Origin of the sequence: Methanohalophilus euhalobius, from assembly GCF_900215215.1 — an archaeon.
In the GTDB taxonomy this organism is placed as follows: domain Archaea; phylum Halobacteriota; class Methanosarcinia; order Methanosarcinales; family Methanosarcinaceae; genus Methanohalophilus; species Methanohalophilus euhalobius.
In genome coordinates, this window is sequence record NZ_OBDR01000003.1 from 218,832 (window position 1) to 229,409 (window position 10,578).

The 10,578-nt window shown below is 42.7% G+C and carries 12 protein-coding genes and 1 rRNA gene; 4 read left to right on the plus strand and 9 right to left on the minus strand.

Going from position 1 to position 10,578, the window contains the following annotated elements; all coding sequences use genetic code 11:
- Positions 1–6: 6 nt before the first annotated feature.
- From hisH to CP947_RS05030, 3 genes are all read right to left on the minus strand, one after another.
- Positions 7–615, minus strand: coding sequence for an imidazole glycerol phosphate synthase subunit HisH (hisH, locus tag CP947_RS05020; RefSeq protein WP_096712159.1), 609 nt, complete (start codon positions 613–615; stop codon positions 7–9).
- Between the two features lie 45 nt (positions 616–660).
- Positions 661–1,953 carry a UDP-glucose dehydrogenase family protein gene (locus CP947_RS05025; RefSeq protein ID WP_096712132.1) on the minus strand — a complete coding sequence of 431 codons (1,293 nt, stop codon included), beginning with the start codon at positions 1,951–1,953 and terminating at the stop codon, positions 661–663.
- 116 nt (positions 1,954–2,069) lie between these two features.
- Positions 2,070–2,309, minus strand: coding sequence for an MTH865 family protein (locus CP947_RS05030; RefSeq protein ID WP_096712133.1), 240 nt, complete (start codon positions 2,307–2,309; stop codon positions 2,070–2,072).
- A gap of 113 nt (positions 2,310–2,422) precedes the next feature.
- On the opposite strand from CP947_RS05030, the gene CP947_RS05035 reads away from it, so the two are divergent.
- A complete protein-coding gene (locus CP947_RS05035) occupies positions 2,423–3,187 on the plus strand; it encodes a winged helix-turn-helix domain-containing protein (RefSeq protein ID WP_096712134.1) in 765 nt (254 codons plus the stop codon).
- A 2-nt stretch (positions 3,188–3,189) separates the two neighbouring features.
- On the opposite strand, the gene CP947_RS05040 is transcribed toward CP947_RS05035, so the two are convergent.
- The gene (locus CP947_RS05040) at positions 3,190–5,016 is read right to left on the minus strand and encodes a PINc/VapC family ATPase (RefSeq protein WP_096712135.1); all 1,827 of its coding nucleotides are present in this window, start codon (positions 5,014–5,016) and stop codon (positions 3,190–3,192) included.
- Between the two features lie 52 nt (positions 5,017–5,068).
- The gene (hisI, locus tag CP947_RS05045) at positions 5,069–5,431 is read right to left on the minus strand and encodes a phosphoribosyl-AMP cyclohydrolase (RefSeq protein ID WP_096712136.1); all 363 of its coding nucleotides are present in this window, start codon (positions 5,429–5,431) and stop codon (positions 5,069–5,071) included.
- A 226-nt stretch (positions 5,432–5,657) separates the two neighbouring features.
- On the opposite strand from hisI, the gene CP947_RS05050 reads away from it, so the two are divergent.
- The 3 genes from CP947_RS05050 (at position 5,658) to CP947_RS05060 (ending at position 7,540) form a co-directional block, all read left to right on the plus strand.
- Positions 5,658–6,716 carry a hypothetical protein gene (locus CP947_RS05050; protein ID WP_096712137.1) on the plus strand — a complete coding sequence of 353 codons (1,059 nt, stop codon included), beginning with the start codon at positions 5,658–5,660 and terminating at the stop codon, positions 6,714–6,716.
- Between the two features lie 96 nt (positions 6,717–6,812).
- Positions 6,813–7,136 carry a HesB/IscA family protein gene (locus tag CP947_RS05055; protein ID WP_013038371.1) on the plus strand — a complete coding sequence of 108 codons (324 nt, stop codon included), beginning with the start codon at positions 6,813–6,815 and terminating at the stop codon, positions 7,134–7,136.
- Between the two features lie 53 nt (positions 7,137–7,189).
- Positions 7,190–7,540: a nascent polypeptide-associated complex protein gene (locus tag CP947_RS05060; RefSeq protein WP_096712138.1), complete on the plus strand. Its 351-nt coding sequence runs from the start codon at positions 7,190–7,192 to the stop codon at positions 7,538–7,540.
- A 23-nt stretch (positions 7,541–7,563) separates the two neighbouring features.
- Here the strand turns inward: CP947_RS05060 and CP947_RS05065 are convergent, their stop codons facing one another.
- The 4 genes from CP947_RS05065 to rrf all read right to left on the minus strand — a co-directional run.
- On the minus strand, positions 7,564–8,991 hold the full coding sequence (locus tag CP947_RS05065) for a dihydrolipoyl dehydrogenase (protein ID WP_096712139.1): 1,428 nt from the start codon (positions 8,989–8,991) through the stop codon (positions 7,564–7,566).
- A 222-nt stretch (positions 8,992–9,213) separates the two neighbouring features.
- Entirely contained in the window at positions 9,214–9,669 is a 456-nt protein-coding gene (locus CP947_RS05070; protein ID WP_096712140.1) for a UbiA family prenyltransferase, read from the minus strand.
- Positions 9,670–9,926: 257 nt separating this feature from the next.
- Positions 9,927–10,298, minus strand: a complete 372-nt coding sequence (locus CP947_RS05075; protein WP_096712141.1) for a hypothetical protein — start codon at positions 10,296–10,298, stop codon at positions 9,927–9,929.
- 196 nt (positions 10,299–10,494) lie between these two features.
- A 5S ribosomal RNA gene (gene rrf / locus CP947_RS05080) occupies positions 10,495–10,578 on the minus strand; the annotation flags it as partial.

The following is a 10,578-nucleotide window of genomic DNA, read 5'->3' on the forward strand; positions in this document are numbered from 1 at the left end:
TAATCCTCAGCACATTTTAACAAAATTACTCAATATCCTCAACCCAACTTCACCGCTCTTCTCCGGATGGAACTGGGTCCCTATTACATTGCCTTCTTCATTAACAACGGATGCAGCAAACTGCACACCATATTCACAGGAAGCGAGAGTATGATCATCGTCAGTACTCACATAATAGGAATGTACAAAATAGACATAGGAATCATTTTCGATGCCCTCATAGATAGGATGTTGCTGTGTCATATTAATGGAATTCCATCCCATATGTGGAACTTTAAGTTTACTATGGGGAAAACGAACAACACTGCCGGGAATGAAACCCAGCCCGTCCCGCATGCCTCCTTCCTCGGAATTTGTCATAAGCATCTGGTGACCCAGACAAATGCCAAGCAGGGGTTTGCCTGATTCGACATAATCGTAAAGAACATCCAGGAAAGGCTCGATGTTGCTCATGGCATCACTGAATGCCCCTACACCGGGCAGTACGACCCCATCACTGTTCTCGATATCTGAGGGGTCTATTGAGATATTTACAGAAGATTTGGCATGTTCCAGCCCTTTCTGGACACTCCTGAGATTGCCAAGGCCATAATCAATGATGGTTATTTGTTTCATGTCAGATAAAAAAGGGTTTTGATACATCAATGTATCGAACAATGCTCACCAGCATAACCCCTCGTACTCCACATCCTCCAGTTCTTCAGGATCTAAAAGATAGCGCCCGTCAACCAGAAGTTTCCTGTCCATCGAATCAAATTCAGTGTTAAGTTTTCTGAACTCGTCCCATTCGGTCATTAACAGACAGGCCTGTGCACCCTCAAGAGCTTCCTGTGCACTGGATGCATAGGTGATGTCGGGAAAGACCTTTTTCATGTTATCGGTGGCAAGGGGATCATAGGCATGAATATCCGCCCCTTTTTCCAGCAATTTCCTGATAACGGGGATCGAACGGGATTCACGTATATCATCGGTATCGTTCTTGAAAGCCAGGCCCAGCACGGCAATCTTTTTATCTTTAATATCCGGTAGTTTGTCCTCGAGGATCTCAACCAGCTGGAGAGGTTGCAGTTCATTGACCTCAATTACTGATTCCAGCAGGGAAGGATAATAATCCAGGTCCTTTGCACTTCCGATCAGGGCACGGACATCTTTGGGGAAACATGAACCACCAAAACCCGCCCCACTATTCAAAAAAGCCGGATTGATACGGAAATCCCTGCCTACCGCATCCATAACCTCATAGGTATCAATACCCAGGCGTTTGCAGATGTTGCCCACCTCGTTGGCAAAAGATATCTTGGTTGCCAGAAAAGCATTATTCACGTACTTGATCATCTCTGCTGTACGTATATTTACGCTGGTTACCTCACAATCAATATCCCTGTAAAGATCGGACACGATGGAATCGGAACGTCTGTCAAGGGAGCCTACCACTATTTTATCGGGATTCAGGAAATCATGCACAGCTCGGCCTTCACGCAGGAATTCAGGATTCATGGCAAGCCCAAGGGTATCCCCCGCCTTACGTCCGGAATAGTCCTCCAGAATGGAACGAACTACCCCTTCTGTCGTACCGGGCACAACCGTACTTTTCACCACTACGGTATGATAAGCATTTTTGGACCCAATTGATTCCCCAAGACTCTTACTTGCAGCGGCGACTATCGAAAGATCAATCTCACCGTTATCTGAGGAAGGTGTGCCCACACAAATAAAAGATACATCGGTATTCTGTACAGCATAATCATAATCAGAAGTGGCAATCAGGCGTTTGCCCACATGCTTGTTCATAAGCTCTTCCAGTCCTGCTTCCCAAACAGGAGGATAACCATCATTGATTTGCCTTACTTTTTCTTCATCAATGTCTATACATATCACTTCATGACCAAGTTCAGCAAAACAGGCTGCTGTAACCGAACCCACATAACCTGAACCTACAATAGAGACTCTCATAACTATAACTCCTGGCTGTGTAAATTGTTGGCAATTCTATATTAGGATGATGGTTTGCCGGGTAAAAAAGACACGAAGATGAATCAAAAAAGAGGGGATTGATATGATCCCCTGATTTACAGGCCTGCCCTGTCAACAAGTAAATCAGCTACCTGTTGGGCACTGGTAAACGGGAAATCGCTTTCCTTGAGCAAGCCGCCTGCTTCGCCGGCGGTAATCTCTACATCCCCGGATTTGCAGGTTGTGTCCGCCCCTGCAGGAAAAGCTGCCAGGAGGGCTTCAGGAGTTTTTATCGGAAACGGTGCATTCTCAAGGGCGCCTTTAATCTGAGCGCGTATATCTTCTTTTACAGACATTGTATATCACCAATTATCAAAAGGGAGTATATTAATATATACTTGATCGTCAGTAAAATGTATTAAAAGCATATTTGTACATAAAAATAACCTTACATAGGAATGTAAATAACATGCATGACAGGAAAAAACAAAGCAACCACCCTCCAGACCATCAGGAACTTGACGAAATTAGACAGGAAATCACTTCCATGAGGAAGGAATTCAACCGTTTCCTCGAAAATTCCAACCGCAATATTGTAGAACAACTTGCATCTGATATTAAAAAGAATTTTTCCAGAGTTTTGATTGAATATATCAACAAGGATATCGAATCGTGCCTGAGGGAAAAGATGATCAAGGATTGTAAGATGCGGGACTTCTGTGAACAAAAATTCAATGAACTGCTAGGAGAAACCTCCTACCTCATAAGCAAGGATGATGTGAAGAAGGAAACTATTGAAAAATACTGGAAAGAGATAGAAAACCTACGTAAAATGACCGGTATGCCAATGTGCGACCAGTGTTTCTCACATGTAAATAACCTCTACCGGAAGCAGGTAGATGTAATGCAATCCCTGCAGATATATGATCGCCAGAACAGGGAGCAAAAGGCAGATGAATTGCCTGTCGAAGTAGTATCTGCCATCTGCGAACCTGTGGCAAACAAACAACGATTATCCATACTAAAAGCTCTTGCAGCAACCCCCAGAGGATTCTCAGAACTGTCCAAAATTACCAACCTGAGAGGAGGAAATCTCCTGTTCCACCTGCAAAAACTCCTGGATACACAGATGATAGTCCAGCAGGGAGAAAGAGGTGATTACTACATATCAAAAAAAGGATATGCAACCCTTGAAGGGCTACATGCCATATATTCAAAAATTGATAACAATTGAACTTACAATATTTTAATTAATACCGGATAACCCTCACCGATGCCATCAACAATCTCATCAGCAATCGGAGAACCTTTACGTACCTTGATATCCCCGTGCCTGCTCACGGTTGCAGTGAAAAGGTATTGCTCACCGACAAAAACCTCCACATCGGTCTTAGCCAGTTCCGGAGCTGAAAGTACAACATGTTTCTTCGTATGCTCGACTACCGGCCTGACTTCCATAGGAACTTGCCTTTTGGATTGGCCATCAAACTGGCGTACATCGATATGTACTCCCAGCATTTTTTCAATGCGGTCAATCACAGAGCCCCCTTTTCCTATTACTTTTGGGACATCATGTTCAAAAACCCGCACAACAGCCTTACTATCATTCACCATTTCCACTTCTACCGGACCACTGACATAATTTTCCACAACCTCACGTATTTCGCCTTCGGCCAGGTTCCAGGCAGGTTTCTTGAATTCCAGTGCAACAGGCATCACAACTACCTGCTCACCATAGGTGTAAATCTCATATTCCACTTTGCCTGTTTCAAAATCCGACACTGTGATTACCGGTCTTGCAAGATCAGCTTCGGTCATACCAGAAGGAACCTTTACAGTGAAATCCAGTATCTGGACCTTTGCAACTTCTCCTTTTTCGATAAATACAACCGTATCGACTACCTGTGGAATCACTCCCAGCTCAACCCTTCCAATCAGACGCTGTACGGCATCTACTGCCCTGTTGGCATGTACTACACCGACCATGCCCACACCAGCAAGCCTCATGTCAGCAAATATACCGAAATCCCGGCTTTTTCTGACCTCATCATAAATCGTATAATCCGGCCTCACAAGCAAAAGGACATCTGCAGTATTGGCCATATCACCATCCAGCGGGGCATACTGGGTAATCTCGCGGGGCACCTGAAGATCCCTGGGGGATTCCATAGTCTTTACAACATAACCACTTTCATGCAAATATATAGCAAGCCCGGCTGCAAAAGTTGATTTGCCCGCCCCGGGAGGTCCTGAGATCAGGATACCCCTCTGCATATTCACACGTTCCTTAAGCTGCTCACTGAGCCTGTATTCATCGAATTTCACAGAAGCTACCGGACGCACAGCGGTAATTTCAATGTCATCAGAGAATGGTGTCTGTGAGATAGCAATCCTCATATTACGAATCTGCAGAACGGAAGCCCCTCCCATAGACATTTCAATAAAAGATTCATTGTCAGCACGGGCCCTCTCCAGAAGTTCTCTGGACATCTGGTGCAGTTCACTATAACTGCAGGGTTCATCCCGGATTTTTTCAAATCTCACATCCCCTATACTGCCTCTTTTGGCCATTGGGGATACTTTGTTTTTCAGGTGTAACGACATCGTGTCATCAGTGAAGAAATTCTCTATGTGCAGAGGAATAAACTCAGCCGAAGGTGGATGAATGTACTCCACCTCCAGTCCCCTGGCACGACCAAAGTCCGCCTGGAGTCTGTCCCCCGTGACAAAAAGTGCATCAAAATCCTCTGCAGTTGATCGTATAAGGGCATCTATTTCCCCTCCCTTTGCAAGTTGCACCTGCTCAAGACTGGGGCGCTCGCCCACAAAATCAAGCTCTATAAGACCTTCCTGTTCAAACTGATTAAGCTGGTTAAGTTCTTCCAGCCCCGTTTGCCCAATCTCAAGCCCCCTGTTTGCCTGGGCTTCCAATTCGGCCACTACAGCTTCGGGGATCAGAAGCTTTGCTCCCCTGTACTCTCCCTCCTTCACCTTTTGGGAAACTCGGCCATCTATAACTACGCTTGTATCGGGTACGATCTTCAGAGCTTTAGGATTATCCATAATTATTGCTATGATACGAAGATATTTAATTTAATTGCATCGTGAGTACGAATCAGTAGACATCATCAGGATCAAAGACCCTTTCACCAACTATATCTCCATTGATATTCCTGTAAAAACATGACCTGTAACCCACATGGCAGGCCCCCCCATCCTGCCTTACTTTCAGGAGCAGGGTATCCATATCACAATCCACAAGGATGTCCTTTACATATTGAATGTGCCCGGAACTCTCCCCCTTTTTCCACAACTTCCCACGACTGCGGCTCCAGTAGTGTGCAATACCACTATCAAGGGTTTTTTCAAGGGATTCGCGATTCATGTATGCAAACATCAATACATCCCCGGTTTCATCGTCCTGTACAATTGCCGGAATAAGGTTATCTTTGAATTTCATGTCATCTATAGCTATCATCTAATCGCCGTAAATAAAACTATAACTATAAAAACTAAGAGGAATCAATATATAAAAGAATTGGAGATTTAAATATATCAATATCCCTGACATGCATGCCAACATAATTGAAAATAATCATAAAGATGTCTGTGACATTGAATTCAGAATGCGGGAAAGGAAAGGAGATTGAGCTTAAAACTATTACGAGGATACCTCAAAATTGATAATTCAAACAGGTGGAAAAATGAAACAAAACGTTACACAAATATTGAAGGACATTTTCACATCATCTGGATACAGGATAGTGGACTCCAGTATCGCTGACCTGATCGCAGAAAAAGATGAAAAGAAAATGTATATAAAATTCAGCAATCTCCTGAATACATCATGTATTGAAGATTTTGCATACAATATCTGCGATGGAGCCGGTCTAATAGTAGCAACAGAAAATGCTTCTCAGGAACAGATTGAATTTGCAAATCAAAAAGGGGTTATTGTATGGGACAGGGAAGAACTTGCATACCAGATAGGTAACGCTGTGCTTGCAGACATCGAGGGGGAAAATCTTGAACTGGGAGGACAAAGTGCCCCTGTCGAAAAAACCACTGAAGAATATATCATCGCTGATGACAAGAAAAAGAAACCAGATGTGTTTTCCGGCAACAAAAACGAAGTGGAAAATAGAGCAATTGAAAACAAACCTGAGGTGAAACCTGACGTCGAAGCACCTTCAGTTGAAAACAAGGTAATCGACTTGCAAAGTGCCCCTGTAAATATTACCGGCGAGCGTGCAATATCAATAGCAAGGCCACATCAGAGGGATGTCACGAATGCGGCACTCAAGTTTGTACCCTTGTGGAAATATACCTATGAGATTCAGGCGCAGAGACAATTCCGCTCCAAGATAATAGACATAGAAGGCAATGGAGAGGGATACTTTAACTCAATGAATGAAATATTTGAGGATTTTGATCTGCCTGAAATAAGTAATCAGGTAGAAGTAGAAGTCAACGATTATGAAGTCAAAAGCCCAATCATTACAAAAGAAGATGCCACCAAAGCTATCTATGAAAGAATAATTGACCAGTACACCCGGGATGTCAAATTCGATAATACTATAGGTGAAGCTATAATTTCCGAACACAAAAGGATTTCTCCCTCCAAAAAAGAAATTGAAATGGAAATTGAGATGGTTTATTTGCCTGTATGGGAAGCTAAGGGTAAAAGAAATTCGGTGGAAATAAACGCTACTAACGGGGAAGTATTGTTAAATCCGGTCGATAACGATGTGGAAATAATGTGATTTGTTCCTACTGGAGCGAACAATATATATAGGAAAAATTTATATATATACACCATTGCTAAAGGGAACCATAGCGGACCCTTAAGGAGAGAACACATGATAGAGATAACAGAAAAGGCAGCAACAGAACTTAGAACCCTGATGGAATCGGAAGACAAAAAAGACCACGCATTGAGGATTTTTGTCGCAGGGATGGGTTGCAGTGGTGTACAGTATGGTATGGCACTTGACAATGAAACCAAAGAAGATGATGTTACTGTCACCGACAAGGAAATAAAAATCGTGATGGCAAATGACATCAATGAAGAACTTTCCGAAGCCACAGTCGACTTCATAGAAACCCCTCAGGGCAATGGATTTGTCATCGACAATCCCAGTGAAATGAGTGGGTGCGGTTCATGCGGTGGCAGTTGCCACTAAGTTATATATAACTGCAAGTAATAGGACATCATCCTTAAAAGGAGACATGATATATGATTCCAGGAATGGGCGGCAAGGGTATGAACCCAAAGAAGATGAAACAGATGATGAAACAGATGGGAATTAGTGTAGATGAAATTTCCGATGTGGAGCAGGTAATCATCCGTACCCCTGACAAAGACATTGTATTTAATGATGCAAACGTAAGCATCATGAATGCACAGGGAGTCGACACATATCAGATCGTCGGCACTCCTGAGGAAGTAGCAAGGGAAGTTGAAATCCCCGAGGATGATGTCAGGCTTGTCAGCGAACAGACAGGTGTGTCTGAAGAAAAAGCAAAAGAAGCACTCAAAGATGCCAACGGCGACTTGGCCGAAGCAATTATGCAACTGTCTTCCTGAAAAAGGAGGACAGCCTTCCTATTTTAAGATTTTTCAAGCTTTTTTTCCTTAAGGATCATATGATATTCCCCTATGGAGTATTGTGAATAAAAAGCTCTTTTTACAACTTCACTCAGGGAAGGATGTATGTCCATTGAATGTACAAGCGGATGGGTCTGGGGACCATCCACATACATCAAAGGAATTACCTGATGTATAAGTACCGATGCCTGAGGCCCTATAATGTGGATTCCAAGGATTTGTTGAGAATTGTCTTCAATAATCACTTTCACGAAATAATCATGCAAATCCATGGCAAGGCCTTTACCTGTATTTTCAAATTCCTCAAAACCAATAGAAATACTTTCTTCGCCGAAAGATTCAATTGCTTCTGCTTCACTTAACCCCGCGCCTGCTATCTCGGGCCAGGAAAACACAGCATGAGGTACGGCATGATAATTCACCTTTATGTCCTGTCTGAGAATAGCATTCTGGAATACAACAGTCGATTCATAGTTTCCGACATGTTTGAAAAGCTGCTGTCCATTACAGTCCCCGAAAGCCCAGACATTCTTGCAGGTTGTTTCAAGCTTTTTATTAACCCTTATCCAGCCTTTTTCATCGGTAACAATATCCCCTTTCTCAGGATGGAGAATATCGGAATTGGAGGCCCTGCCTGTAGCCAACAGGATTTGTTCAGCTTCAATGCTGATTTCAGCACCTTCATTATTTATCGCATTAACTTTTTTCATACCCTTATTCTCCTCTACACTGACAACCCTGTAGCCGTTATGGATATCCAAGTATTGCTCCATCTTTCTTTTTGCAAGAAGGGATATTTCGGGCTCTTCCTGTTGCAGAACCCGCGGACCATTACCAATAACAGTGACCCTGCAGCCCATGGCAGAAAAGAAGTGTCCGTATTCAGCTGCTATGTAGCCAGCTCCTACAATCACAAGGCTTTCAGGGAGAGATTCTATATCCAGCACTTCATCACTTGTTAAATATGTAACATTACCCAGCCCTTCTATAGGCGGCACAAAGGGTTTTGAACCTGTGCAGAGAAAAATCATTGGGGCTTTGAGAGTTTCAGCCCCGATCTTCAGGGTATACGGTGCAATAAATTGGGCAACACCCTGATAATAATCCAGTACATCATCGGATTCCAGGCCTTCACGTATCATAGCAATGTCTGCGTGAATGGCATTTCTCATCCTGTCCATTATAGATTTAAAATCAATATCTTCAATCTTTGCAGAGATACCAAATCTCTGTGCGGACTTTATTTCACGTACAAGTTCAGCCGGATACAAAAGCATCTTTGAAGGAATGCAGCCCCGTGTTAGACATATACCACCGGGTTCATCCTTATCCACAACAGCAATCTTCATTTCCGGATTTTGCTGGAGGATGGAGCCCACATAATTCATGCCCGAGCCAGTACCTATGATAATCAAGTCATATTCTTTCAATTATTATACCCCCTTCTGAGATTATAGCCAATATCAATTATAGATAATGGTTAAAGTTACACAATAAAACCTACTAGATAAGCAACAGATCCAATCTGCATCACTGTAAGGGTTCTGGACCTGAGAAACAATACATTTTCCGGGGAGGGATTATTGAGCAGCAACCTAGATATGAAGATATACATCAATGATACCGGTAGGATCAGCACAAGGAATAAAAGGTCATAGTAAAGACCCCCGTGTATTTGCACAAAAAAGGGCAATGGATCCAGAAGAAAAACCACCAAATATAGGGCAGAGGATACCGTTGCGGCAACACGGGGGGGAGACACAACATGCCAGAGTACTGATTCCACAGGCACGGTCACCTTCCATATCAGGGATATCAATCATTATTTCATAACCCAGACCTGCAAGGAATGCCATAAGCATATAATAACCTGCCAGAGGCTCTATTTCAACATCAGAAATAATGGAACCAAACAGAATGGTTGCCATGAAACAATAAGCTATGGAGATATTTTTCAGGAGAAAGATCCTTTTTAGGTGCATGCTGTATAGTACCGATATCACTATGTTCAAACCTATGAAAATCAGAATTACAGGTCCAAGTGGTACAGATAACAGAAGGGAAATGCCCAGAAAGAGCAGGCCGGAATGCAGGGCTTTTTTTCCGATAAATTACCGTTTCCAGAGGACGCGCCATCTTCCCATTTAACCTGTCTGTAAAACGGTCATAGTAATCGTTGATTGCAAAGGAGCCCGTGAAAAGAAAAATTGCAACTGATGCTGCCAGCAGATACTCAATGACATGGCCAGCCACGTCTTCAGAAAGGATACCGGCAAGAAATACAGAAAATGTTGCAAACACCGAATTACCAATCCTTGTCAGAACCATATAATTTCTGATGGTTCCAGCCTTAAATGACATGTGATTAGCCCAATATGCTGTTTATTTTTGTCCTGACAAGTGTCTTGAGTTCTTTGAGATTGTTCAGTTTATTCATTTCCTCAGAAGATATAAAGAGCTCAAGGCCATTTTCCGTTTCGATATACCCACATGGGAAGGATGCTTCAATATTTCCATAATTTCCAGCAAATTCATCCCTGTGAAAGAACCGAACCGGAATGCCGAGCTGTTCTATAAAAATCTTCCATTCATCTTTCATACCTCTGCTGCCATAGGTGATTGCACACAATTTACAGCCATAACTGGCAGGTGAAACTATTTTATGGACATAATCTTTCATCTCATTCAACAGGCCACTATCTGCATTATAAACAAAAATAATTGATGATATTGTCACGAAACTACCCCGTAATGGAAAGATAGTTCTATATTCAATATATCTTTACTGCCAAGCCTTATACACCATTTATCCATTCAACTTTGGCTTGGCGTAAAATTTGAAATATAGTATTGATTTCTCTAACAGGTAAATAATTGCAGTACAGATATTGAAAAAAGTGCGTAATTGAGAACAGGTAAGTATCAATAAGTTGAGTCAGCAGCGATGCATAGTTCCCAAAGGCTCTCGCACTTTAGTACAGTATACAACGCTGGCAGGCTTATCTTCTGTGTTCGGG